Genomic DNA, 24,398 nt, shown 5'->3' on the forward strand with positions numbered 1-24,398 from the left:
TGCTAATTCCCGATAGTCAATTGTACCAGCGGCACCTCATGTGCCGCGGCGCGCCGCGACGCCTTGGACCAGCGCCATGCCCACCGCCAGCGACGCCGCCAGCGAGCGGAAGCCCGCGAAGTCGGATTCCACCACTTCCAGCCAGCTGTCCGACAGCCGGATCAGCGGCGAGAAGGTGCTATCGGTGATGGTGACGATGCGCGCCTTGCGCTCATGCGCCACGGCCACCAAGTCCGGCGTGATCGAATTGTAGGGGCTGAAGGACACCGCCAGCACCGCATCCTGCCGGCCGATGCAGCCGATCTGGTCGAGCGCGGTCGAGCCGACATTGTCTACCAGCACATTGCGCACGCCTTGCTGCGAAAGCGTGAGCGACAGATAGGTGGTGACGGGGAAGGCGCGCTTGGAGCCGATGACGTAGATCAGGTCCGCCTTGGCCAGCGTCGCCACCATCTTCTCGAAGCTCTGGATATCGAAGCCGCTTTCGATGCGGCCGAGCGAGGCCTGCGAGGCGCCGACCATGCCGCGCAGGAAATGCGTGGCGGCATTGGGCTCTGCCTCGGCGCGCTGCTCGCCGCGGCCTTCCGGCCAAGATCCCTTGATGTGGTCCTTGAACAGGCCCTGGAAGTCGGAAAAGCCGGAATAGCCGAAGATCTGGGCGAAGCGAACCAGGGTCGAGGGCTGCACGCCGGCCTGTGCCGCCACCTGGGCGATCGTGCCGAGCGCCACCTCGCTCGGGTGCTGCCACAGGAAGATCGCCACCTGGCGCAGGCGCTTGGGAAAATGCACGGTGCCTGACGACAGCACCGCGCGCAGCTCCTCATAGGTTCGCGGCTGTATATAGCCGAGTGCCGCCAGCGAACGGCCGCGTTTGCGCGTCGCTGCCTCGTCGGCACTGGATCGTCCGGATGGTTTTCTCGCCCCGCTCATGAATTCAGGCTAGCGCGATACGATCGTTTTACAATATGGAAATTGGAAATGGTGTTCGATGGGGATAGTGGCGAGGGCTCGGCGATTTCGTCATCCCAGGGCGAAGCAGCCGCGCAGCGTCCGGAGACCCTGGGATCCATGCCGCGACTTTGGTTGTAGAGTGCAACGGAGCAGAATTCTTCACCGTGGCAACGCACCGGAGTCCCCGGCATGGATCCTGGGGTCTGCGCCGCGTCGCTTCGCCCCTTGCTACGCCCCAGGATGACGACCCCGCTAGTGATCAGATCCGAGGAGAAAACATGGTCTACGCAACATCGGATGGATCGGCGCGCCAGCGTCTGCGCGTCGGCATGGTCGGCGGCGGCCGTAATGCCTTCATAGGCGCCGTGCATCGGCTGGCCATGCGCCTCGACGACCAGATCGCGCTGGTCGCCGGCGCGCTCTCGTCCGACCCCGACAATGCCGCCGCCTCGGCCGCCGAGATCGGCATCGCGCCGGAGCGCAGCTATGCCGATTACCGCGCCATGGCCAAAGCGGAGGCCGCCCGGCCTGACGGTATCGAGGCGGTCGTCATCGTCACGCCCAATCATCTGCACGCGCCGATCGCCACCGCCTTCCTCGAGGCCGGCATCGACGTGATCTGCGACAAGCCGCTGTCGACGACGCTGGCCGACGCCGAGGCACTGGTTGCACTCGCGAAGGCGAAAAACCGCCGCTTCGTCGTCACGCTCAACAACACCGGCTACGCGATGGTGCGCCAGGCGCGCGAGATGGTGATGGCGGGCGAGCTTGGGCGGATCGTGTCGGTGCACGGCGCCTACATCCAGGACTGGCTGACCAAGCCGATCGACGCCGAGGGCCAGAAGCAGGCCGAATGGCGCACCGATCCGGCGAGGGCGGGGCAGTCGGCGGTGCTGGCCGATATCGGCGTGCATGCATTCAACCTGGCAGGCTTCATTTCCGGCCGCGAGGCGGAGGCGGTGTCGGCCGACCTGTTCACCGCCGTGCCGGGGCGCCGGCTCGACGACAACGCCCATGTACTGGTGCGCTGGACCGAGGGCGCACGAGGCACGATCCTGGCCAGCCAGACCTCTCCCGGCCACTACAACGATCTCTCCGTGCGCATTTATGGCGACAGGGCGGGGCTCGAATGGTCAGGCGGGCGGCCGGAAGAATTACGCTTTTCCGTCTATGGCGAGGAAACCCGCACGCTGGTGCGCGGCGGCCACGGCTCGACCGCTGAATCCCGCCGCGTGTCGCGCATGCCGGCGGCGCATCCCGAAGGCTATATCGAGGCCTTCGCCAATTTCTACCGCGACGCCGCCGACATCATCCGCGCCCACCGTTCGGGTCGCGCGGTCGATCCGGCCCGCGCTGCGCAGGTGCCCGACGTGACCGACGGCGCGCGCGGGGTGAAGTTTGTTGCCGCGGCGGTGGAGTCGAACGCGGCTGGCGGGGCGTGGACGGCGGCAAGGTTTGCGGGATGAGCTGCAGATCTCCCTGCGAGAGGGAGATCGGCAGCTTTTGCCGTTGGCGATCATGCGATACCCAACTGTTCCGCCAAATCCGACAGCATCGGGCGCTGACCCTGCAGAATCTTCACTCCGGCTTCGGCCAAGGTGAACCAGCCGGCTCTGTCGACCTCCGGGAATTCCTTCATCGATCCGGACCGCGGCGGCCATTCCATGGTGAAGGTGTTGCTCTTGATGGCGGCCACATCGATGTCGGCCTCGACGGACCAGGCCATGACGATCTTACCGCCCGGCTGCTTGTAGTCGCCGAGGCGGACGAAGGAGCCTTCGATGGCGGTGCCGAGCTCTTCCTCGGTCTCGCGTCGTGCCGCCGCCAATTCGTCCTCATCCTCCTCGACGAGGCCCTTCGGGATCGACCAGGCGCCATCGTCCTTCTTTGCCCAGAACGGGCCGCCGGGATGAACCAGAAGGACGCTGATATCGTCATTGCTCCGGCGATAGATCAGCAGACCCGCGCTGCGTTTTGCCATGTTTGCATGTCCGTTTNCGCTGATATCGTCATTGCTCCGGCGATAGATCAGCAGACCCGCGCTGCGTTTTGCCATGTTTGCATGTCCGTTTACGGCACCGGTGCGAAGCCGGCCGATTCCGAGCGATCATGGCTGCCGATCTTGCACCTGGAAATTGCGACGCTATGTCAGATGCATCCGCATTGCACCTCATGCGCGAGTCCGGCAAACTGATAGCATCGTTTTTGGGGCGGCGTCGAAAATCAGGTGAGGCGTCCGAATGCAGCTGGGTCTGATCGGCTACTACAGCGACTTCGTGGTCTATCCCCTGGTGATCGCCATATTGGGGGTGGCCGGACTGATCGAGGCCGGAGAAGAAGGCGCTCCGGACTGGGTCGGCACGATGATGATCTGCCTTGGCCTGTGGACGCTGATCGAATATGTGCTGCACCGCTTCGTGCTGCACCACGTCCCCTGGATCCGGGACTTGCACGACCGTCACCACGTCGAGGAGCGCAGTCCGGTGGGCACGCCCACCTGGCTCAGCCTGGGCGTGCATGCACTGGTGGCGTTCCTGCCCGTCTGGATGGTCTCCGACTTCGCGACCGCCAGCGCGGTGAGTTGCGGGTTGATGCTGGGCTATCTCTGGTACATCAGCGTCCACCACATGATCCACCACTGGCATCCGGCCCATCCGAGCTATCTCTACACGCTCAAGCGCCGCCACGCGGTGCACCACCATATCGACGACAACGCCAATTTCGGCGTGACCTCGATATTCTGGGACCGGATTTTCGGCACCGCTAGGCTTTGACAGGGGATGGGTCTGTCGGCGGGCCACCGATTGTGGTCTGACGGGCGGTCGAGTGACGAGAAACGCCGAGGCTGAAATCTAGGCGAAACGATCTGGCCAGAATAACCAGATGAGCGCGGCGGCCATCAGAACCCAAATTCCGACGATGAATGCGAGACCGCCGCGGCTGGTCGGCCTCGATCGGCGAATGGCTTCCGCGCGAAACTCCGCCATCAGATCGGCGGGGATCAACTTCACCGCAAGCAGGATGCCAAGCGGTACGATGATCAGATCGTCCAAATACCCGAGTACGGGAATGAAATCGGGTATCAGATCGATAGGACTGAGCGCGTAGGCGGCGACCATGCCGGCGGCAACTTTGGCGTACCAGGGAACGCGAGGATCGCGGGCGGCCAGCCACAGGGCCATGACATCGCGCTTGATGGCTCTCGCCCATTGCTTTGCCTTGTCGAGGACAGTCACCCGGCAACTCTCCTTAGAAGGCCCCGAACATCGGCGTCTCCGCTCCTTCGCCTGGATCATTGCAGCGATGTCGACGATCTGCAAACTGACCCGCCACCCGAGGGGCGTGCGTGAAGAAGACCTATTGAAAGCCGGGTGCCGGTGACGACCACCGCGCCACCTGGTTTGGGACGTCGATCCGGAAAGCGTGAGTGACGGGGGGACTACTCACTCAAAGCTCCTTTTCCGCCAGTTCCCCGAATGCGTCGGGCACCGAGCGGGCCGCTTCCAGGGCCACCGTACCGTAGCCGACCGCCTGTTTGCCGAAACGCTGNTGCGTCGGGCACCGAGCGGGCCGCTTCCAGGGCCACCGTACCGTAGCCGACCGCCTGTTTGCCGAAACGTTGACGGAGCTTGTCGATAAGGCGGCCGAGGAGGCCTGGCCGGCGATCCGCCTCCCGGTTGGCCGCCTGTTTTTCCAGGTACCCTGCCAGCGCCAGGTCGTAGCGCTGCGGCGTGACCCGGTCCCGAGACGGCGACGTCAGCCAGGGATCGCCGTAGAACAGCGGCGGCCAGTCTGTTGGGTGCGGGAGCAGCATCGTATTCTCCATGACAGTTGTCAGCAGCACCGTGCGTCACAGCCGTCGGACTCGCGTTGGTGTCAGCGTGACGAAATCGTGAAAAGCGTCGCGAGACGCAGAATGCCGGTTGAATTGGTATCGGCACCGGTAAAGGATTGCCGCTGAAGCTGTGGTGGATCCGATGGCGCGCCTCTCACTGTTGGGTGGGTTCGATTTCGCTGGCGGTGCCGTGGCCCCGTCCTTCACCCGCAAGGCGCGCGCCATGGTCGCCTATCTTGCGATCCATTCGGGGCATTCCCTCTCGCGCGAAAAGCTTGCCGCCCTGCTGTGGGGCGACACCGGCGAGCCGCAGGCACGTATGAACCTTCGGCAGGCCCTTTCTGTCGTGAGGAAGGCTATGCCCTCGGCCAATGGCGGGCGCTTCCTGATCGATGGCGACAGCATCATGCTGGAGCTGGATGATCTCGATTTCGACGTCGCCCGGTTCGAGGTGCTGGCCGCCGAGGCGGCACCCGAGCAGCTTGAGCAGGCCATCAGCCTCTATCGAGGCGATCTCCTCGATGGCTTCAGCCTGAAGGAAGAACCCTTCGAGGACTGGCTGCGGGTCGAACGCGCACGGCTGCGGGCCACGGCCGTCTTGGTGCTGGAAAAGCTCGTCGCGCATTACTTCGCACAGAACAATCTGGCGTCCTGCGTGCTGGCGGCGACACGCTTGCTAGCCTGGGAGCCGCTGCGTGAAGATATCCACCGTGCCTTGATGCGGGCCTGTGCAGCCCAAGGTCGCGTCAATTTGGCGCTGAAACAATATGAGCTCTGCCGCGATGCCTTGCAGCGCCAGCTACATGTTCAGCCGGAACCGGAAACGAGGCAGCTCTATGAACAGCTTCGCGCCCGCCGCACGGCGTCGGCTGCTCCAGCACCCGCCGGGCCGGTTGCGCCCGGCGCACGGCCTACGTCGCCGCCGACCCACTATGTCAAATCGGCCGGCAGCAACATCGCGTATCAGGTAACGGGCAACGGCCCAGTGGACCTCATCTATGTGCCAGGTTGGGTTTCCAATCTGGACCTTGCCTGGGCATCGCCCAGGCTGGCGCATGTCCTGCACCGTCTCGGCTCCTTTTGCCGGCTGATCCGGATGGACAAGCGCGGCACCGGACTGTCGGATCGCAATGTCGGCCTGCCGACGCTCGAAGAGCGTATGGAAGACGTGCGCGCGGTCCTGGACGCGGTCGGTTCGAACCGTACCGTCCTGTTCGGCAGCTCCGAGGGCGGCAGCATGTGCATGCTGTTTGCCGCGACCTATCCCGAACGCACGGCGGCCCTCGTCTTGAACGGGACCTATGCCCGAGGTGTATGGGCGCCGGACTACCCCTGGGCGAAAACCAAGGCGCAGGTGGAAAGAGAACTCATCTGCATCGAGCGCGAATGGGGAGAGCCGGCCGACCTCAGCAATGCCGCGCCCAGCCTGATGAACGATGCATTCGAGCGCGAATGGTTCGCGGCCTTCCTGCGCAATTCAGCTTCGCCCGCCGATGCGATCTCGCTGTGGTGCTGGAGCGTCGAGATCGACGTTCGGGAGATACTGGGAGCCATCCACGTTCCAACGCTGATCGTTCAGAGAACGGGCGATCGCTGGGTCAAGGCCGAGGAGGGACGCTACCTGGCGAAACACATCCCGGGCGCGAGCTACATCGANGGTGCTGGAGCGTCGAGATCGACGTTCGGGAGATACTGGGAGCCATCCACGTTCCAACGCTGATCGTTCAGAGAGCGGGCGATCGCTGGGTCAAGGCCGAGGAGGGACGCTACCTGGCGAAACACATCCCGGGCGCGAGCTACATCGAGCTCGCGGGCAACGACCATGTCATCTGGGGTGAGGGCTCGGATCGCCTGATCGATGAGATCCAGTCCTTCGTCAGCGGCACCTTGCCGGCGGCACCCGGCGAGCGTGTGCTGGTCACCATTCTCTGCGTGGACATCACCTCGCCATCTGCCTCCGCAGATGGCCTGGATTTGAGGCGGAGATATGTGGACGCGATCTGCGATCAAGTGCAGCTGGCGCAGGGCAGGGAGATCCGGCGCGACGCGAATGGCCTGCTCGCTGCCTTCCAGCGTCCGACGCGGGCGATCCAATGCGCCATGGCGATCCGCGACAGTTTGAAGCCTTCTGGCCTCGCCGTCCGTGCCGCGGTGCATATTGGCGAGTGCGAAAGGGAAGACGGTGATTTAACCGGCACCGCCATCGACCAAGCAGTGCTGATGCTCGGCCAAGCCTCGCCAGGCGAGATCATTACGTCGCGCACAATCCGCGACCTCGTGCCGGGCTCCGGCCTTGTGTTTACAGAGCGCGGCGGGACCGAAACAGGCGCCGTGCCGGGAGGCGGGCAACTCTATGGGGTCGGTGCAGCGTCGGCCTGACAGCGGCGAAGCGCGGCATGGTGTCGGTTGACGCGCCGCCGGGGACAGTCCCTTTCTCCGGTCAAAGCTCCTTTTCCGCCAGTTCCCTGAATGCGTCGGGCACCGAGCGGGCCGCTTCCAGGGCCACCGTACCGTAGCCGACCGCCTGTTTGCCGAAACGCTGGCGGATCTTATCGATGGCGCGGTCGGCGCCGAAGCGCGCGAGGCCTTTTTGGCTGCCCGGGCGGCGCCTCTCGTCGGCGAGGCCGAGTGGCAGGTCGAGCTGCAGTTCGGCGCTCTCCTCCAGGTGCGAGACCGAGATCGCCAGCAGAGAGATCGTTTTCTCCCGGGGATGCTCGGCGAGCACGCCGCGCACCAAATCCCCTGCGATCTCGGCCAGAGTGGCGGTCGCCGAGATCGGCTGTTCCAGCGTGATCGAGCGCGTGACGGCGCTGAGATCGGCAAAGCGCACGCGCACCGTTACCGTGCGGCCGGGGCGGTTCCTGGCGCGCAACCGGCTGGCGACGCGGTCGGCCAGATGCAGCAGTGTCGGCACGATCACCCGGGCCACGGCCGGCTTTTGCCCGAGGGCCGATTGCGCGCCGGCCGAGTGCGCCCGGCGCTTCGTCTCCAGTTTGCGCGGATCGCGGTTCCGTGACAGGGCCGCGAGCTTTTCGCCGGCGGCGGGGCCAAGCAGCCGGGCTAGGGCGCCGCTGTGGGTCCGGGCCAACTCGCCGATGGTCTCGACGCCGATCTCGGCCAAGCGCGCCCTGGTGGCCGGGCCGACGCCCCACATCAGCGAGACCGGCAAATCATGCAGGAAGGCAAGCTCGGTGCCGGGCTCGACCACCACCAGCCCGTCGGGCTTGGCGACTTGCGAGGCGATCTTGGCCAGATGCTTGGTGCGCGCCACGCCGATCGAGATCGGCAGGCCGAGTTCGGCCCGCACACGGCCGCGGATCGTGGTCGCGATTTCCCGCGGGGAGCCGAACAGATGCGTGCAGCCGGCGACATCGGCGAAGGCCTCGTCGATGGAGATGCGTTCGACCACCGGCGTGAAATCGTCGAGCACCTTGATCGCCGCGTCGCCCAGCCGCTGGTAGTGGCTGAAATTTCCGCCGACGAAGATCAATTGCGGGCAAAGCTCGCGCGCCTTGCGCCCCGGCATGCCGCCGCGGACGCCAAAGGCGCGCGCTTCGTAAGAGGCGGCGAGCACCACGCCGCCGCCGACCGCGATCGGCTTGCCGCGCAGCGTCGGATCGAGCAGTTGCTCGACCGAGGCATAGAAGGCGTCGAGATCGGCATGCAGGATGGTGGCCGTCGTTTCCATCCTGTTCCGCTCATCCGCGATTGCTGATAGATAGGAACATATAGTGAACAAATAGAGATCATTGTCAATTGATCTTTGGCGCATCGGTGCTCTTTAGGAATAACCGAGGCGCGCAAAGCTCCTGCTTCTCCACAGGAAGAGGGAGGCAGCGCACTTCCTAGACAACATGCTCCGCCCGCAGTGCCGCCTTCATCCGTTCCAGCGCCGGCCCGCCGCCGGCCGACAGTTCGTCTGCGATACGGGCGAGCTTGTCGTCGGACTTGCGGTGCTTGCTGCCCCAGGCGCCAAGCGTCGCCAGCACCGGCAGGAGATCGATGCCGGCTTCGGTCAGCCGATAGATCGCCTTCAGCCCGTGGCTGGGGTCGTCGCTGCGGGTGAGGATGCCTTCGTCTTGCAGCGTCTGCAGCCGCTCGGCCAATGTGCGCGAGGAGATGCCTTCATCGGATTGCAGGAACTCGCGAAAATGCTTTTTGCCGGCGAAGACCAGGTCGCGGATGATGAGCAACGTCCAGCGATCGCCGAGCAGTTCCAGCGACAGGTTGATGGGGCAGCCGGATCTTTCACGCGTTGACATCTCTATGGTTCCATTTTTAAATCACTTTACTGTTGACATCATTCTTTCCATCAGTCAAATGCTTCCAAAAGTAAATCGTTAGATCGCAACTTGGCCAGCAGGAGGACGTCATGAGCCAGGCCATCGGGAAAATCAGCACACCAAGAACCGTCGTGGTCGTCGGGGCTACCAACGAGGTTGGCAAGGCAGTCGCCCAGGTCCTGACCGGGCGGGGGCATATTGTGCGCGGCGTGGCGCGCAGCCTGGGTGTGGCGCTTGACGATAGCGACGCGCTCGCCACCGCCTTTTCCGGTGCCGACAGCGCCTATGTAATGATTCCGTTCGACATCACGGCGCCGGATCTTCATCGCTTCGAGGATGAAGTCGGTGCGCGGCTGGCGGCGGCGATCGCGAAGTCAGGCGTGCGCCGCGTCGTGCTGCTCAGCGGCCTCAACGCCCATCTCAGGATGGGAACTTCGCTCGGCGCCGCCTTGATGGAGGAACGGCTGGCGGCGCTCGGCCTCCACGAACTGGTGTTTTTGCGCGCCTCATTCTTCATGGAGAACTTCGCCAAGGGCATGGGCTTTGTCCAGCAGGCCGCTTCCGGCATCTTCATGACGCCGTTCCGGGGCGATCCGCCGATGCCTTTGATTGCTGCCAGCGATGTCGGCCAGCGCGCCGCCGCCCTGCTGGACGCCACGCGTTTTCCAAGCGAGCGGATCATCGAATTGCATGGCGGCGGCTACTATGCCTTCGAGCAGGCCACCGCGATCCTTGGCAGCGCGATGGGGAGGCAGGTCGCTTACAAGGCGGCCCCATTCACTGAGGCGCGCGCCGGGATGATCGCCAGCGGCCTGTCACCGAGCTTTGCCGATGCGCTCGGCGAAACGGCGGCGAGTTTCAACAAGGGTGAACGCTGGGCGCTTGAGGCACCGTCAATCCGCAACGCCACGCCGACCACTTTCGAAAGCTGGGCACAAGCCTTTGCCCGTTCGCAAAACGCGGCGTGATCCTTCCTGACTGGAATCCGGAAACGAGGAGAACCCCATGAAAAAGCTGATCCTTCAGATGCAGATGTCGGTCGACGGTTTCGTCGGCGGCGATGCCGACCATCCCTGGCAACTCTGGGGATGGGGCGACGACATCGGGTGGGACGAGGAGCTGAAGCGTGATTTCAACGCCGTGTTTGCCGGCATCGACACCGTGCTGCTCAGCCGCAAGATGGCTGAGGAAGGTTATCTCGCCCATTGGGGCCATGCGGCGAGCAAATATCCGGCCGATTCGTTTTATGCCTTCGCCCAGCGCATCGTCGACGCGCGCAAGGTGGTGCCGAGCGACAGGCTCGAGACCTCGCGATGGGAGCGCACGACGGTGGTGAGCGGCGACCTGCCGCGCGAGGTCAACGCATTGAAGGCGGGTGAGGGCGGCGACATGGCCGTCTTCGGCGGGGCTGGCTTTGCGTCGGCGCTGATCGCGGCCGGATTGATCGACGAGTTCCAGCTGTTCGTCAATCCGGCCGTGCTGGGCGCCGGCCGCCGCATTTTCGACCAAGGCGGGTTCCAAAACCTGCTTCTGCTTGGTTCGAAGGCTTATGCCTGCGGCATGGTGGTCAGCCGCTACGCGCCGGCAGGTTGATCGCGGGCGTGCGGGCCGCACGCCGGTAAAAGACATTTGGCCGGAATCCTTTGCCCGCTTCTCTTCGTCTTCTAGGTGGGTCGCCGGAAGGGCGGCCGCATCAATTCTGAATGGAGAGACAGATGATCCTGGTGACAGGCGCCACCGGCCTGAACGGCATGGCAATCGTGCGCGAGTTCGCGCGGCAGAGGCATCAAGTGAGGGCGCTGGTTCGCGATCTTGACCGGGCATCCGCGGCAGGGCTCGGCGGACTTGCCGGCGTCGAGCTGGCCGAGGGCGATATGCGGCGGGCGGAGACGCTNCGGCATGGCAATCGTGCGCGAGTTCGCGCGGCAGAGGCATCAAGTGAGGGCGCTGGTTCGCGATCTTGACCGGGCGTCCGCGGCAGGGCTCGGCGGACTTGCCGGCGTCGAGCTGGCCGAGGGCGATATGCGGCGGGCGGAGACGCTTGGCGCGGCCCTCGATGGTGTCGATCGCGTGCTGATGATTTCGACCGCCGCGCAAGACATGGTCGAGACGCAGTGCCGTTTTATCGACGCCTGCAAGCAGGCCGGCGTCGCGCATGTGGTGAAGTTTTCCGGTGCCGAATCCAACATCGGCTATGACGCGACGAAGTTCCGCTTCACACGCATGCATGAAGAGGTCGAGCGCTATCTCGAAGGAGCCGGCATGGCGTGGACGCATCTGCGCCCCAGCCAGTTCATGCAAGTCTATCTGCGCGACGCGCCGACCATCGCCGCCGAAGGCGCTTTCTATTTGGCGCTTGGCGGCACCGAACTGTCGCCGGTCGATGTCGAGGATACCGCCAAGGTCGCCGCCCGTCTGCTGCGCGATGGCGGCCATGAAGGCGAGAGCCTCGACATGACCGGACCCGAGGCGCTGACGATGAGCGATATCGCGGCGCGGATTTCGCAGGCGATAGGCAAGCCGGTCCGCTATGTCGACATCAGCCCGCAGGACCGCCGACGCAACCTGCTGGCCGCCGGCGTTCCCGCCGACTTCGCCGATGCACTGGACGAGCAGTTGGCCGAGCGGCTGCGGCGGCCGAAATCGCGGGTGCATCTTGCCACTCACGAGATGTTCGGCGTGCGCGCAACGCCGTTCGTCGAATTCGCCCAACGCCACGCGGCGATGTTGCGGGGCGGGGCGTAGGCCGCCGAAAAAAAGCAGGTCGGCACGTATCCTTTTTACCTGCCCGTCCGTCTCTTGCCTGAAGGTCGCGCCGGACCGCGATCGGCAGCAACGGAGAAACAGTCATGGCGAGCATGCAAAGTCAGGCAAACAGGAACCACTACGCCGCGCTCGCGGCGAATGCAGGCAAATTGACCAGCCCGCGGGCCATCATCGACCACAACGATATGCACTGGACGGCGCTGACCGGCGAGCCGGGCGGCGTCGATTACATCGAGGTCGATGCCGGCGGCGTGCCGGCGATGTGGGTCGTGCCGAAGGGCGCCGACGAGCAGCGGGTGCTGTTTTATGCGCATGGTGGCGGCTTCATCGGCGGCTCGATCTACACCCACCGCAAGCTGGTCGGCCATCTCGCCAAGGCTATCGGCTGCCGGGCGCTGCTCTACGATTATCCGCTGGCGCACCAAGCCAAGCATCCGGCCCAGCTCGAAGCCGCGACATCGGCCTGGGACTGGCTCGTCGACCAAGGCTTCGACCCCAAGCGGATCGTGATCGCCGGCGACTCCTGCGGCGCGGTGCTGACCTATGGCGTCCTGCAGCGGCTGCGCGCGCAAAGGCGGCCACTGCCCGTCGCCACGCTGATCATCTCCGGCTGGTTCGACATGGCGTTGACGGGCGCCAGCTACGAGACCAACCGCGACAGGGATCCGGCCTTCGCCAGGGAAGCCGTCGACTGGCTAGCGGCCAATTTCATCGGCGATGCCGATCGGCGCGATCCCGAAGTCAGCCCGCTCTACGCCGACCTCTCAGGCTTTCCGCCCGTCTTCCTGCAGGCCGGCGCCGACGAGGCGCTGGCCGACGAAAGCCGGATGTTCGCCGAGCGGGCGAGGCAGGCGGGGGTCGAGACGCGGCTCGACGTCTTTGACGGCATGCTCCACTCTTTCCAGATGATGGCAGGGCGGGCGCCGGAGGCCGACGACGCCATTGCCCGCTTCGCCGCGTGGGTACGGCCGAGACTGGGGCTGCCGGCCGCCGGTGAGAAGACCAGCGAAAAGGCTGCGTGAGCATGCGGCGGCTGATCGTATCGAGTTTCGTCTCCCTGGATGGCGTCATCGAGGCGCCGATGACGTGGGCCTCGCCATTCTTCGTCGGAGACAATGTGGAGCACGCCTTGCAGGCGCTTTCGAACGTCGAGTTCTTCCTGCTTGGCCGCGCCACCTACGAGATGTTCTTCGCGCGCTGGCCTGGGGCCAGGGGTCCGTACATGGACCGCATCAACGGCCTGAAGAAGCTGGTTGCCTCGACGACGCTGAAGACGGTGTCGTGGAATGCCGCGCTGATCACGGGCGACGTCGCCGAGGCGCTCGCGGCGCTGAAACGCCAGCCGGGCGGCGACATCCTGAAATATGGCGTGTCGCAACTCGACCGCACCTTGCTTTCCGCTGGGTTGGTGGATGAGTATCATCTGTCGATCGTGCCGACATGGGTCGGGCACGGCAAGCGCGCCTTCGACGACGTCGGGCCGATCGATCTCGAACTGGTCGACACGCACCGTTTTGCCAATGGCGTGGTGACGCTGACCTATGTGCCGCGATGAACCAGCAGATCCGCAAATCCCCCGACACGGCGCAAGGTATGCGGGCCTGGCCCGGGTCCGACCGCGTGTTCGACGTGCGCTACGCCGCGTTCCTGGAGACGGTTTCGCATCTGCGCGCCAGGCTGCATGGCTATTGCGCGCGCATGACCGGCTCGGCGCTGGATGGCGAGGACATCATGCAGGAGGCGCTGTTCGAGGCCTATCGCAAGATCGAGCTGCTCGACGATGCGCGGGCGCTCCGGCCGTGGCTTTTCCGCATCGCGCATAACAGGTGCATCGATTTCATCCGCAATCGCCGCACGCGGCACGCGGCCGAAGCCTTCTACGGCGGCGACGACATGGTGCAGCCGGTCGAGCCGGCCGGTCCGGGCGCCGGCCGCGCCATCGAGCGGTTGGTGGTGCATCTGCCACCGAAGGAGCGTGCCTGCGTGCTGCTCAAGGATGTCTTCGACCACTCGCTGGAGGAGATCGCGGAGCTGGTCGGCTCGACACCGGGCGGCGTCAAGTCGGCGCTCAGCCGCGGCCGCGCCAAGCTCGCCGATCTACCCGCGCAACCGGCAGCGGCACCGCCACACGATCCCGAACTGGAGCGGCTGCTTGATCGCTATGTCGCGCTCTTCAACGCCAGGGACTGGGACGGTGTGCGGGCACTGACCAGCGCCGATGCACGCCTGCAGGTGTCGGATTGCTACAGCGGGTTGCTCTCGGCTTCGCCCTACTTCGTCGAATATGAGCGCAGCGAACTGCCCTGGCGCATGCGGCCAGGCACGTTCGAAGGGGAGATGGTGCTGGTCGTCGACAGGCAATATGGCGAGGTCTGGCGGCAGGCGTATCTGGTCCGGATCGGCGCCACGGGCGGGGTGATCGACAGCATTGCCGATTACTACGCGTGTCCATGGATGCTGGAGATGGCAAACGCGGAGGGGTAATGGATTTATCCTGTCTCCTCGCCGGTATCGTTTCTCTGCCTACTTCACCCAGCGACTTCGCGGGGCTTAGCGAGCATGGCGACGTGGCTGGTCGCAAGCTCGGTCACCTCAGCGCCGATCGCCTTGGCCATCGCCGCTTCGGCAGCCGGCGGTATCATGCCATGATGACTGGTGACGATGTAGAAGCTCGGATTGGTCTCGTAGGCGGCGGCAGTGAGCTTCTCGTCAAAAATGCCGGCAAAGGGCGGACCTTGCGTGGCGGCGATCAGGTGCCGGCTGGCCCTCGCCAAGATCGTTCACCGACAGGCCCTTTGGCGGCGCGAAGGCGGCGACGTAGACCACCGCCTTGACCTTGTCGTCCACGCCCGCCTGACTGATGACGACACCGCCCCAGGAATGGCCGACCAGAATGACCGGCCCCTGCTGGGCATCGATGACGCGCTTGGTTGCGCCGACATCGGCGGCAAGCGAGCTCAGCGGATTTTGCACCGCCACCACATTGAGCCCCTTGGCCTCCAGCAAGGGAATGACCTTGCTCCAGCTCGAGCCGTCGGCGAAGGCGCCATGCACCAGGACGACCGTTTTCTTTGGAACATCGGCGGCTGACGCCGGTGCTGTCGCCGTCAGGAGAACGCGGTTCCCAGAGCGAGCCAGGAAAATGCGTTAGCGGAATAGAACGTCTCCCATCGTCGCGAAGGGCCGCACCCTTGCTGGGCGCAGTGGTCGCTGAAGCCGTGCTGTTACTTGGCGAGGAAATCTGTAATCAGCCTGACGGTGGCATCCGGGTTTTCCTCCATGATCCAATGGCCGGACGCTGGCACGATGGCGCCCGTCACGTCCGACGCAACGAACCGCAGGACGTCGGCCTGTGTCGTGCCTGCCGATTTCTCCGCGCCGGCCGCCAGCACCGGCATGGGCAGTTTGCCGCCGGTGGAAAGCATCGCCTGGTTGTCGATGGCGTCCTCGTCGAATGCCTTGAACTGCTCGAAGGCGTCATGCATGGCATGCGGCCGCGCATAGAGTTTTGCGTAGTGGACGCGCGTCGCCTCGTCGATCTTCTTCGGATCGGCCGACAGTTCATTGTAGAAGCGGTCGAGGTAGATGCGCTCGCGGCCTGCGACCAGCCGCTCCATATCGGGGCCGCGGAAGTTGAAGTGCCACAGAAGCGGGCTTTGCTTGATCTTGTCCCAATCGCCGATGCCCGGCAACGGCGCGTCAATGACAACCCATTTGGTGATGCGCTTCGCATACTGCGCGGCTAGCGCATAGCCGACCATGTTGCCGATGTCGTGTGTCACCAGATCGGCCTTGTCGACCCTCAGCGCGTCCATCACGCCGGCGATGTCGACCGCCTGGTTCTTCTTGGTGTAGCCGCTGTCCGGGTGCGCCGAAAGGCCCATGCCGCGCAGGTCCGGCACGATCACCGTGTGATCCTTCATCAGGGCTATCGCGGCCGGAGCCCACATGTCGCCGGTATCGCCGAAGCCATGCAGGAGTACAACCGCCGGACCTTTTCCGCCGACGCGGACGTGCAGGCTGGTGCCGTTGGTCTTGATCGTCTGCGTCTTGAAACTGGCAGGAAAAGCGACCACGCGGGCCGAAGCCGGGACACTCATTGCCAACAACCCGAGCACGATGACCAAAGGACGAAACATGAAATCACTCCTGGAGATTTTGTTTTGGAATCTTTGTTCTGCGCAACTTCCGGACGGAAAACCGCTACGCACTTTTCCTGGAATTGCTCTATCACCGCGGTATCGCGGTTTTGTGAACTATGACACCATGTCCTTGATTTCGTTAGGCGTCGGTCGCCTGATTGTGAATTCGGGAAAGCCGAACAATGCTGAAGCTCGAATCCGCCGCCGCCTTCGTCGCCGTCGCGGAATCCGGTTCGATCACCGAGGCGGCCAGGCGCATGAACCTGTCCAAATCCGTCATCAGCGAACGGCTGTCGGAGCTTGAACGCGGCCTCGGCACAAAGCTGCTGGACCGCACCACCCGCAAACTCTCGATCACCGAAGCGGGGCGAGGCTTTTACGAACGCGCCAAGCGCATCATGCAGGAGGTGGTCGAGGCCAAAGCCGAAATAGCCGAACAGCGCGGCGAACTCGCCGGACCGCTCAGGATATCGGCGCCGACAAGTTTCGGCATTCTCCATCTCGGCCCGGCGCTGTATGGCTTCCTCGCCAGGTACCCGGGGGTTGAGCTGACGCTCGATCTCGACGATCGTTTCGTCAGCATAGTGGCCGATGGCTACGATGCCATCGTGCGTCATGGGCCGATCGTCGATGACGGACCCGTCATCGTCAGGAAGCTGGCTTCCAGCCGTCGCTTCCTGGTCGCCTCACCGGACTATGTCGAGCGATTCGGACGGCCGGCGACCACCGACGAGCTGAAACGCCACAAGGGCATCATCTTTTCCATCCGGGGTGCAGCCGACTGGCGGTTCAAGATTTCGCGGCGGCTGGTGACGATCCGCCCGCAAACCGCGCTGCGCGTCAACAATGGGATTTTGATGCGCGACGCAGCCCTTGCCGGCCTCGGCCTGGCACTGCTCCCCGCCTATTTCATCCGGACCGAGATCGCCGACAGGCGATTGACGGTCATCGATGTCGGCGCCGAGCCTGAAGGAGCCGCCATCTATATAGCCTGTCCCGAGGACAGGCGCGGTTCCGCCAAACTGCGCGCGCTGACCGCATGGCTGCGCGATGCCTTTGGCGATCCGCCCTATTGGGAGGCTCGAGCCGGCGCTCATTTCGCATCGTGAAAAATGATGCCGATCGTGTGGCGCATGCCTGAGCGCAGGCGGCTGACNCGGTTCCGCCAAACTGCGCGCGCTGACCGCATGGCTGCGCGATGCCTTTGGCGATCCGCCCTATTGGGAGGCTTGAGCCGGCGCTCATTTCGCATCGTGAAAAATGATGCCGATCGTGTGGCGCATGCCTGAGCGCAGGCGGCTGACGCCGTGGCGCAGGTTGACGCGGTAATTGCCTTTCGTGCCCTGCACCGGCCGGTTGTGGACCGCGAAGGCCACCGCATCGCCCTGGCGCAAGGGCACCACTTCGACCCGGCTCTGCATGCGCGGCCGCTGTTCGGTCAAAGCGAATTCGCCGCCGGTGAAATCCTCGCCCGGCTCGGAAAGCAGGATCGCCACCTGCAGCGGGAAGGCGAGGTCGCCATAGAGGTCCTGGTGCAGGCAGTTGAAGTCGCCGGGCACATATTGGAGCAAAAGCGGCGTCGGCCTGACCTGGCCGGCGGCATGGCATTGGTCGAGAAACGCGGCATGCGTGGCGGGGTAGCGCGTGGCGACGCCCATGCGCTCGTTCCACCGGTTGGCGACCTCGGCCAGGCTGGGGTAGAGCGCGCCGCGCAGGCCGCCGACCAGATCGGGCAAGGGATAGCGGAAATAACGGTATTCGCCCTTGCCGAAACCATGCCTGGCCATATGGATGTGGCTCCGGAAATGCTGCTCCTGTGGATAGAGGCCGGCGAGTTGCCGGCACTCATCGGCGGAGAGCAGCTTTTCCATCACCGCGCAGCCGAAGCCGTCGAGCTCGGTGGCGAGCGCCGGCCAATCATAGGCGGCGATGCGTGTCTCGGCGGCTTCGATCAGCGATGGCGCGACCTTGGCGTCGGCGTTCATATCGCGGCCTCCCTTTCCAGCAANGAGCGCGATGGCATTGGCGGCACAGGCAGTCGCCACGGCGCGGGCGCCGTCCGGCATGCCGAGGCGCCGGGCAAGGGCGGTGTAGGTGACCGTGGCACCGCACCGGATGGCGCGCAGCGCCTCCCACACGCGCTGCTGGAAGGGCGTGCCGTGACGCATGTCGAGCGGCAGGTCGAGACCCGCGCCGGGCGTTTCGATGAAGCGCGCTATCGCCGCGAGATCATCGCGCAGGCAGGCCGCGTCTTCGAGCAGCACCCTGCCGGGGAAGCGGTTGGCGAGGTCCTGCCGCAACGTGCCGGCGTCGGAGCCGATGAGGATGGCGCAGACGCCGATGGGGCCGCGCGCCGCCAGGATGTTCCCAAGCGCCGACTGGCCGATGGCATAGGTGATGGTGTCGAGGACGACGCTGGCGGCTGTCGCCTTGAGATCGGGTTGCATGTGGTTCATTGCCTTCACTCCTTCTGTGTGCCTGAACCCTAGCCATGTGCCTGATGTTCCTCACTCCGGTGCTTGCTTTCAAATTCAAATCCCTGGGGGCTGAACGGCGAAAGCAGGTGCCGTCGAGTGCGGTTTTTGACCACCCTCATGCGACACGGGTGACGCCGATCTCGCCCAGCAAAAAAACTTCGCCTGATATCAGCCGCAGCTCGAACTCGCCGGTCGCCATGCGGCGCCACTCGGCCTTGCCATCCTCGACAAGCTCGCCAATGGCAGCCAACACCAGCGCCTTCGCGTCCTCCAGGCTGACGGCAGCGCCGTTGGCGACCTGACCGTTCGCACCGGCGGTGGAAGACCTGGCCATCGCGCGCATTGCGGTCAGGCCCGCGAGGACCGGTGGGCATTGTCAGCAGCCTCGCCGGCCTCGCGGTCGAGCAGCGCGCGTTTGCGCTCGGCGCCCCAGGCATAGCCCGACAGGGCGCCATCCTTCCGGATCACACGATGGCAAGGGATGACGACCGCGTGGGCATTGGCGGCACAGGCGGCGGCGACGGCGCGGGTCGCCTTGGGAGCACCGACACGGCCGGCGATCTCGGCATAGGAAACCGTGCGGCCAGCCGGGATGTCCCGCAAGGCCTGCCAGACGCGCTGCTGGAACGCGGTGCCGCGCACGTCGAGCGGCAGGTCGAGACCGAGCGCCGGCGCCTCGACTAAACCGACGACGCGGGAGACCAGCGCCTCGTAGTCGCGGTCGCCACCGATCAGCCGGGCCTTGGGGAAGCGGTCCTGTAGGTCGCGCACCAGCGCGTCGGGATCGTCGCCGAGCAGAATCGAAGCGACGCCTTTTCGGCTCGACGCGACCAGGATGGCACCGAGCGAGGATTCGCCGACGGCGAAGCGGATGTCCTCGTTGGTGCCGCCGGAACGGTAGCGCGTCGGCGTCATGCCGAGCATGCCGGTGGACTTTTCATAGAAACGCCCGCTCGAATTGAAGCCGGCGTCATAGATTGCCGCCGTCACGCTGGCGCCGTCCTCGAGACCCTGGCGGACGCGGGCGGCCCGCCGTGCCGCGGCATAGTCCTTCGGTGTCAGCCCGGTGATCGCCTTGAAGACGCGGTGGAAATAGCCGGGGCTGCGGCCGGCGGCGGCAGCCAGTTCGGCAAGTGGCGGTTCGTCCTCGCTCTCTTCGATCCTGCGGCAGGCATCGGCGACCATGGCGGCGTTGGCGGCCTCGAGCGAAGGGCCGTCCGGATTGCAGCGCCGGCATGGGCGAAAGCCTGTCGCCTTCGCCGCCTGCAAAGTGTCGTGCAACTGGACATTGGCGGGGTTGGCGCGCCGCGACGGACAGGAGGGCCGGCAATAGACGCCGGTTGTCGCCACCGAATACCAGAACGCGCCATCGGCCGACTTGTCGCGCGCGACGATGCGGGTCCAGCGCGGATCGTGGGCGACCGGCAGCGGCGCGGGTTGCAGATGTTTGGCCAGGGCGATGAACATGGCCGGCATTGAAGCCGCCAAAAGCCGGCCTCGCCACCCGTTTCCTGACAGGGCCCGCGCGTTCCTACGCCGCGCGTTTGGGTTCCACCGCGAACGGGCTCAGCCCCAGCCAGGCCTGCATTTTCCTGCCGATGGCCTGGTCGCCGGTCAGGGTGACCTTCGCACCGGCCTTCTCGACGGTGAGCACTCCCATCCAGATCGCCGTCATCGTGTGCAGGTCGGTCGAGACATAGAGGTCGACGTCGAAGCCCGGATCGTACCAGCACAGGTCGACTTCGCCGTGCTTTTCGACGATCAGCCACCAGGAGCGTTTGGAGGCGGGGAGTTCCTGATACAGAAATTGTATCACCGTGCGTCCCTCGGGCAGCGGCGAGGGGTTTAAATTGCGCCGCATGTCCCACATCAGCAGCGACGGATCGAGGTTTTTGAGCGACAGCCTGGATTCGACCCATTTCTGGCCCCAGAAGCCCATCGCCTCGACCACCGGGCGCAAATCGCGGCCGGCTTCCGTCAGCCGATAGTCGAAGATTCCTTTTTCTCCCAGGACCTCCTTGCGCTCGACGATTCCTGCCAGCTCAAGCTCCTTAAGCCGTTGCGACAGAAGGGTCGGCGACATTTTGGGCACGCCCCGGCGCAAGTCATTGAAACGGGTCGAACCGGCCACAAGCTCTCGCATCAGCACCATCGTCCAGCGGGTGCACAGCACCTCGGCGGCCATCGATAGCGGGCAGAACTGTTTGTATCCGTGCTGGGTCATGACCGTGCCTCTCCCTCGAACCTTGGGAGAACATTAGTCCTTCGTGATTGAAGCGGCGAGTACAGAAACTGTACCGGCCCAGTACAGATCGCGGACTGGTCGGCTCGGGCCCCGCCATGCGAACCCATTGGACGGTTGCACGGGATATCCCTGTGCGCCGCAACCAGGAGACGACAATGACTGCTTACGTTATCGCCGATATCAAGATGAAGGACCCGAAATGGGTGCCGGCCTATGCCGCCTCGGTGCACGACCTCGTCCACAAGCATGGCGGCAAATATCTGTCGCGCAGCGGCAATGTGAAGACGCTCGAAGGCAAGCCGCTCGACACCACGCTGATCGCCCTGATGGCGTTCCCGTCGGAAGCGGCGGCGCGCGCCTTCACCGACGATCCGGCCTACGCGCCTTTCGTTTCGGCCCGCCAGGGCGGCAGCGACAGCCGTTTCCAGCTGATCGACGACACCGATCTGGCAGGAACGATCCCGTATCTGCCGAAGGGATGATCTCTCCCGGCATTCCTTGCACCGTATCCGGGGTCACCAGGCAACAACAGTCACAGCGCTTGCCTGCCGGGCCTCCGTATTTTCGGCGGCCGGCCCGCTGTGCTTTTTCAAGAAGAATGGAACAAACATGATACGCGATTTTCGCAACGGGCTTTTCGTGGCAGGGGCCATTCTGGCCGTCTGCACCACCTTTGCCCAGGCGCATCAGGAGGCGGCCGAAACCGCGTCCGGTGCCAATCCGCTGGCCGAAAAGGTGCGGGCCGCCAACAGCCGGTTTCTCGACGTCAACGCCGCGACGGCGGAAGGCTATGCGCCCATTCCCTGCGCCAGCGGTATCACCGGCGGCGCCATGGGCATCCACTATGTCAATGGCGGGTACCTGAAGGACGACAAGATCGACATCGCCCGTCCCGAAGCGGTGATGTACGAGCCGATGGCCGACGGCACGCTGAAGCTGGTGGCGGTCGAATACATCACCTCGAAGGGGCCGGCGTCGCTCGAGGGACAGCTGTTCAACTTCAACAGCGCGCCCAATCGCTATGGCCTGGGTGAGTTCTACGAACTGCATGTCTGGGCCTGGAAAGGCAACCCGACCGGCACGTTCGCCGACATGAACCCGAAAGTGTCGTGCGAACACGCGATGGCGCCGAGCCAGTAAGCGGCATAGCCAGGCGGCGCCAATGCCGCCTGGCCGAAGTCTCGATTCTGGGTGAAGTTTCTCAGGCGGTCTTGATCAGCCCGAGCTGGGTGAGGGCGGCGACGCCGTCGTCGAGGCCGATTTCCTCGACGATCCTGCCGTCGATCACCTTGAGCACCGTGGTGCCGGTGAAGCGCATCGTGCGGCCCGTCGCGGCGGGCAGCGAACCGATGAGAAAATCGCCGAAGGCCGGGCCGGTATGCGTGCCGCCCCCTTCCCACTGGCCGACGACGTAGTCGCCCTCGGCGATGAGATCGGCGGTGGCCCAGAAGTTGAGATCCGGGAAGGCTGCACGAAAATCGGTCATGAATGCCTTGATGTCGGCGCGCCCGCGGCGCGGCTCGTGCAGCGAGTATTTGAGCAGCATATCGGGGGCGGCGACGGCATCGACGACGGAGAGGTCGCAGGTTTCACCCCAGAAGTCGGTGAACCATCTGATTACGACGGCCTTGTTGTCTTCCTGCTTGGTCATTGGGAGGTCCTTTTTGTCTTGCTTCGCGATCACCGGACTGGCTGGTGAACACGGCCATTCCTATGATCAATCGAGGCGCGCCAAACTCCGGTTCTTGCCCGCCAATCAAAAGGCTGATGCCAAGATCGTCGCCGGGAGGGTGGACATTCCGCCCTTCCGCGGCCCGGTAACGGTTTCTTCTCTGGTTTTGCCGCAGATTGCCCAGGGGCGGGGGTGGCGGAACGGACGATGGCGGGTCAGGGTAAGAAAAGTCGCAGCGGAGCGTTTTGGGCCAAGGCCCTGGAGCGGGCCCATCTTGGCGTCTGGGACTGGGATCTCAGCACCGGCGACTGCTTCTATTCGGCGACCTGGGCGCGAATGCTGGGTTACGAGGAGGGCGAACTCGCCAATACCAGTGACCTGTGGCTGCAGCTTACCCATCCCGACGATCGGGAACGGGCGCAGGCCAGTGGCGACCGCCACATTGCCGGGCTGACCGACGCCATCGAGACCGAACTCAGGCTCAAGCACAAGCAGGGCCATTGGGTTTGGGTGCTCGACCGAGGCAGATCGGAAGAGCGTCGTGTAGGGANGACCGACATCTCCAAGCAGAAGGCGGCCGAAGCCGCGCTCGAACAGGTCAATATCCGCTTTCGCCTGGCGCTCGCCGCCAGCGGCACCGGTATCTGGCACTACGACATTGCTACCAACAAGAGCTATTGGGACGCGCGCACAAGAGAGATATTCGGCCTCGTCGCAGTGACCGACGAGGTGACGGCCGATCTCTGGCACAGCTACCTGCATCCCGACGACAAGGACGCCGCCGAACGCGCCCACAGGGTGCCGTTGGAAAGCGACGGCGTCATCGCCGCGCAGTACCGCATTATCAAGCGCGACGGCCAGATCCGCCATGTCGATTCGCTGCTGCGCTTCATCGCCGCCGCCGGTGCCGCGGGCCAGGTCCTGGGCACCGTGCGCGACATCACCGAGGACAAGTTGCGCGAACAGGAGCTTGCCTTCGCCGCCCGACACGACGCACTGACCGGCCTTTGGAACCGCGCCGCCTTCGACCGGCTGCTCGCCCACCACATCACCACTGGCGTGCCGCTGGCGGTGTTCTATGTCGACCTCGACTACTTCAAGGCCCTCAACGATTTCGCCGGCCATGCCGCGGGCGATCTGGCGCTGAAGAGCGTCGCGGCGGGTATCGGCCGCTGCCTGCCGCCATCGGCGCATGCGGCGCGGCTCGGCGGCGACGAGTTTGCCCTGATGGTGCCCGATTGCGACGCCGTGCAAGCAGAAGGTCTGGCCGCCGCCATCCTGGCGGCCGTGCGCGACGCCGATCTTGGCCTTGCCGCGACGTCGCGCCGGCTGGCGGCCAGCATCGGCATCACCATCGTCCGCGACCGTGCCACCACGGTTGCCGACGCGCTGGCCTGCGCCGACGATGCCTGCTACGCGGCCAAGGCCGCCGGGCGCGATCGCTTCGCGCTGTTTTCGACCGATGCCGTCTCCGGTTCGGTCGGCCTCAACGCGGCTCGGCTCGCAGCCGACACGGTCGACGCCATGGATGACGGCAGGCTGAAATTGTTCGGCCAGCAGATCCACCTGCTGGGCAGGCCCTGGGAAGAGAGCCGCCATGTCGAGGTGCTGGCGCGGCTTGCCGGACAGGGTGGCCGGCTGATCCCGCCTGGCGAGTTCATTCCGGCGGCGGAGCGCTTCGGCGTTGCCGCGCGGCTCGACCGCTGGATCATCCGCACCGCGCTGTCTCGGCACGGCGCGGCGATGAAGTCCGGCGCGATCACGCTCGGCTTCAACCTGTCGGCGCAGACGCTGAGCGACCCGGGACTATGGGATTTTGTCGACCGGGTCATCGAGGAAACCGGGACGCCGCATTTCGGTATCGGCTTCGAGATCACCGAAACCGCCGCCGTCACCAATTTCGATGCGGCCGAGGCGTTCGTGCGCAAGGCGCGCGAGCGGCGCTGCCGGGTCAGCCTCGACGATTTCGGCGCCGGCATGAGTTCGTTCGAATATCTCAGGCGCTTTCCGGTCGACGCGATCAAGAT

At 64.8% G+C, this 24,398-nt stretch carries 26 protein-coding genes and 2 pseudogenes; 14 read left to right on the forward strand and 14 right to left on the reverse strand.

Annotation, left to right across the window (positions count from 1 at the left end; translation table 11 throughout):
• Nucleotides 1-36: 36 nt before the first annotated feature.
• Nucleotides 37-930 carry a MurR/RpiR family transcriptional regulator gene (locus X742_RS146630; protein WP_023774013.1) on the reverse strand — a complete coding sequence of 298 codons (894 nt, stop codon included), beginning with the start codon at nucleotides 928-930 and terminating at the stop codon, nucleotides 37-39.
• Nucleotides 931-1,229: 299 nt separating this feature from the next.
• Here X742_RS146630 and X742_RS146625 point away from each other — a divergent pair, with 299 nt between their 5' ends.
• Nucleotides 1,230-2,417: a Gfo/Idh/MocA family oxidoreductase gene (locus tag X742_RS146625; protein ID WP_023774014.1), complete on the forward strand. Its 1,188-nt coding sequence runs from the start codon at nucleotides 1,230-1,232 to the stop codon at nucleotides 2,415-2,417.
• 50 nt (nucleotides 2,418-2,467) lie between these two features.
• On the opposite strand, the gene X742_RS146620 is transcribed toward X742_RS146625, so the two are convergent.
• Nucleotides 2,468-2,932, reverse strand: coding sequence for an NUDIX domain-containing protein (locus tag X742_RS146620; protein WP_023774015.1), 465 nt, complete (start codon nucleotides 2,930-2,932; stop codon nucleotides 2,468-2,470).
• 259 nt (nucleotides 2,933-3,191) lie between these two features.
• Between X742_RS146620 and X742_RS146615 the strand changes: the two genes are divergently transcribed.
• Nucleotides 3,192-3,725, forward strand: coding sequence for a sterol desaturase family protein (locus X742_RS146615; RefSeq protein WP_023774016.1), 534 nt, complete (start codon nucleotides 3,192-3,194; stop codon nucleotides 3,723-3,725).
• A gap of 78 nt (nucleotides 3,726-3,803) precedes the next feature.
• On the opposite strand, the gene X742_RS146610 is transcribed toward X742_RS146615, so the two are convergent.
• Complete coding sequence (locus X742_RS146610) at nucleotides 3,804-4,187, reverse strand: YkvA family protein (RefSeq protein WP_023774017.1); 384 nt, start codon at nucleotides 4,185-4,187, stop codon at nucleotides 3,804-3,806.
• A 741-nt stretch (nucleotides 4,188-4,928) separates the two neighbouring features.
• Here X742_RS146610 and X742_RS1000000172890 point away from each other — a divergent pair.
• Nucleotides 4,929-6,506, forward strand: coding sequence for an alpha/beta hydrolase (locus tag X742_RS1000000172890; protein ID WP_084569607.1), 1,578 nt, complete (start codon nucleotides 4,929-4,931; stop codon nucleotides 6,504-6,506).
• Nucleotides 6,507-6,582: 76 nt separating this feature from the next.
• On the opposite strand, the gene X742_RS1000000174165 is transcribed toward X742_RS1000000172890, so the two are convergent.
• A complete protein-coding gene (locus tag X742_RS1000000174165) occupies nucleotides 6,583-6,726 on the reverse strand; it encodes a hypothetical protein (RefSeq protein WP_156939421.1) in 144 nt (47 codons plus the stop codon).
• A gap of 49 nt (nucleotides 6,727-6,775) precedes the next feature.
• On the opposite strand from X742_RS1000000174165, the gene X742_RS0137855 reads away from it, so the two are divergent.
• Nucleotides 6,776-7,165 (forward strand): hypothetical protein, encoded by a 390-nt coding sequence (locus tag X742_RS0137855; RefSeq protein WP_156939422.1) that lies wholly within the window; start codon nucleotides 6,776-6,778, stop codon nucleotides 7,163-7,165.
• 61 nt (nucleotides 7,166-7,226) lie between these two features.
• Here the strand turns inward: X742_RS0137855 and dinB are convergent, their stop codons facing one another.
• Nucleotides 7,227-8,474, reverse strand: coding sequence for a DNA polymerase IV (gene dinB, locus X742_RS146600; RefSeq protein ID WP_023774021.1), 1,248 nt, complete (start codon nucleotides 8,472-8,474; stop codon nucleotides 7,227-7,229).
• Nucleotides 8,475-8,631: 157 nt separating this feature from the next.
• A complete protein-coding gene (locus X742_RS06735; RefSeq protein ID WP_023774022.1) occupies nucleotides 8,632-9,048 on the reverse strand; it encodes a helix-turn-helix domain-containing protein in 417 nt (138 codons plus the stop codon).
• Between the two features lie 110 nt (nucleotides 9,049-9,158).
• On the opposite strand from X742_RS06735, the gene X742_RS146595 reads away from it, so the two are divergent.
• From X742_RS146595 to X742_RS146570, 7 genes are all read left to right on the forward strand, one after another.
• A complete protein-coding gene (locus X742_RS146595) occupies nucleotides 9,159-10,037 on the forward strand; it encodes an NmrA family NAD(P)-binding protein (RefSeq protein WP_023774023.1) in 879 nt (292 codons plus the stop codon).
• Between the two features lie 37 nt (nucleotides 10,038-10,074).
• Nucleotides 10,075-10,662 carry a dihydrofolate reductase family protein gene (locus X742_RS146590; RefSeq protein WP_023774024.1) on the forward strand — a complete coding sequence of 196 codons (588 nt, stop codon included), beginning with the start codon at nucleotides 10,075-10,077 and terminating at the stop codon, nucleotides 10,660-10,662.
• A 122-nt stretch (nucleotides 10,663-10,784) separates the two neighbouring features.
• Nucleotides 10,785-11,033 (forward strand): NmrA family NAD(P)-binding protein, encoded by a 249-nt coding sequence (locus tag X742_RS1000000172895; protein ID WP_198019232.1) that lies wholly within the window; start codon nucleotides 10,785-10,787, stop codon nucleotides 11,031-11,033.
• Nucleotides 10,969-11,814, forward strand: a complete 846-nt coding sequence (locus tag X742_RS146585) for an SDR family oxidoreductase (protein ID WP_051407677.1) — start codon at nucleotides 10,969-10,971, stop codon at nucleotides 11,812-11,814. The genes X742_RS1000000172895 and X742_RS146585 overlap by 65 nt, the downstream gene beginning before the upstream one ends.
• Before the next feature lie 104 nt (nucleotides 11,815-11,918).
• Entirely contained in the window at nucleotides 11,919-12,857 is a 939-nt protein-coding gene (locus X742_RS146580) for an alpha/beta hydrolase (protein WP_023774027.1), read from the forward strand.
• Between the two features lie 2 nt (nucleotides 12,858-12,859).
• Nucleotides 12,860-13,390 carry a dihydrofolate reductase family protein gene (locus X742_RS146575; RefSeq protein ID WP_023774028.1) on the forward strand — a complete coding sequence of 177 codons (531 nt, stop codon included), beginning with the start codon at nucleotides 12,860-12,862 and terminating at the stop codon, nucleotides 13,388-13,390.
• Nucleotides 13,387-14,319, forward strand: a complete 933-nt coding sequence (locus X742_RS146570) for a sigma-70 family RNA polymerase sigma factor (RefSeq protein WP_031248219.1) — start codon at nucleotides 13,387-13,389, stop codon at nucleotides 14,317-14,319. Before X742_RS146575 ends, X742_RS146570 begins: the two co-directional genes overlap by 4 nt.
• Nucleotides 14,320-14,363: 44 nt before the next feature.
• Here the strand turns inward: X742_RS146570 and X742_RS01000000170465 are convergent.
• Together X742_RS01000000170465 and X742_RS146565 are read right to left on the reverse strand one after the other, a co-directional pair.
• Nucleotides 14,364-14,946: pseudogene (locus X742_RS01000000170465) on the reverse strand (alpha/beta fold hydrolase).
• Nucleotides 14,947-15,059: 113 nt separating this feature from the next.
• Entirely contained in the window at nucleotides 15,060-15,974 is a 915-nt protein-coding gene (locus X742_RS146565; protein WP_023774030.1) for an alpha/beta hydrolase, read from the reverse strand.
• Between the two features lie 185 nt (nucleotides 15,975-16,159).
• Between X742_RS146565 and X742_RS146560 the strand changes: the two genes are divergently transcribed.
• On the forward strand, nucleotides 16,160-17,086 hold the full coding sequence (locus X742_RS146560; protein ID WP_023774031.1) for a LysR family transcriptional regulator: 927 nt from the start codon (nucleotides 16,160-16,162) through the stop codon (nucleotides 17,084-17,086).
• 132 nt (nucleotides 17,087-17,218) lie between these two features.
• Here the strand turns inward: X742_RS146560 and X742_RS1000000174900 are convergent, their stop codons facing one another.
• From X742_RS1000000174900 to X742_RS146540, 5 genes and pseudogenes are all read right to left on the reverse strand, one after another.
• Complete coding sequence (locus X742_RS1000000174900) at nucleotides 17,219-17,962, reverse strand: 2OG-Fe(II) oxygenase (protein WP_023774032.1); 744 nt, start codon at nucleotides 17,960-17,962, stop codon at nucleotides 17,219-17,221.
• 36 nt (nucleotides 17,963-17,998) lie between these two features.
• Nucleotides 17,999-18,433: pseudogene (locus tag X742_RS1000000176760) on the reverse strand (methylated-DNA--[protein]-cysteine S-methyltransferase); the annotation flags it as partial.
• Nucleotides 18,434-18,569: 136 nt separating this feature from the next.
• The gene (locus X742_RS146550) at nucleotides 18,570-18,797 is read right to left on the reverse strand and encodes a hypothetical protein (RefSeq protein WP_023774033.1); all 228 of its coding nucleotides are present in this window, start codon (nucleotides 18,795-18,797) and stop codon (nucleotides 18,570-18,572) included.
• Between the two features lie 5 nt (nucleotides 18,798-18,802).
• Complete coding sequence (gene ada / locus X742_RS146545) at nucleotides 18,803-19,921, reverse strand: bifunctional DNA-binding transcriptional regulator/O6-methylguanine-DNA methyltransferase Ada (protein ID WP_023774034.1); 1,119 nt, start codon at nucleotides 19,919-19,921, stop codon at nucleotides 18,803-18,805.
• Between the two features lie 64 nt (nucleotides 19,922-19,985).
• Nucleotides 19,986-20,678 carry a helix-turn-helix domain-containing protein gene (locus X742_RS146540; protein WP_023774035.1) on the reverse strand — a complete coding sequence of 231 codons (693 nt, stop codon included), beginning with the start codon at nucleotides 20,676-20,678 and terminating at the stop codon, nucleotides 19,986-19,988.
• A gap of 176 nt (nucleotides 20,679-20,854) precedes the next feature.
• Between X742_RS146540 and X742_RS146535 the strand changes: the two genes are divergently transcribed.
• Both X742_RS146535 and X742_RS146530 read left to right on the forward strand, forming a co-directional pair.
• A complete protein-coding gene (locus X742_RS146535; RefSeq protein ID WP_023774036.1) occupies nucleotides 20,855-21,181 on the forward strand; it encodes a DUF1330 domain-containing protein in 327 nt (108 codons plus the stop codon).
• Between the two features lie 127 nt (nucleotides 21,182-21,308).
• The gene (locus X742_RS146530) at nucleotides 21,309-21,839 is read left to right on the forward strand and encodes a hypothetical protein (RefSeq protein WP_051407678.1); all 531 of its coding nucleotides are present in this window, start codon (nucleotides 21,309-21,311) and stop codon (nucleotides 21,837-21,839) included.
• A 61-nt stretch (nucleotides 21,840-21,900) separates the two neighbouring features.
• Here the strand turns inward: X742_RS146530 and X742_RS146525 are convergent, their stop codons facing one another.
• A complete protein-coding gene (locus X742_RS146525) occupies nucleotides 21,901-22,350 on the reverse strand; it encodes an ester cyclase (protein ID WP_023774038.1) in 450 nt (149 codons plus the stop codon).
• Nucleotides 22,351-24,398: the final 2,048 nt, after the last annotated feature.

Source organism: Mesorhizobium sp. LNHC229A00 (genome assembly GCF_000502415.1).
Taxonomy (GTDB): Bacteria; Pseudomonadota; Alphaproteobacteria; order Rhizobiales; family Rhizobiaceae; genus Mesorhizobium.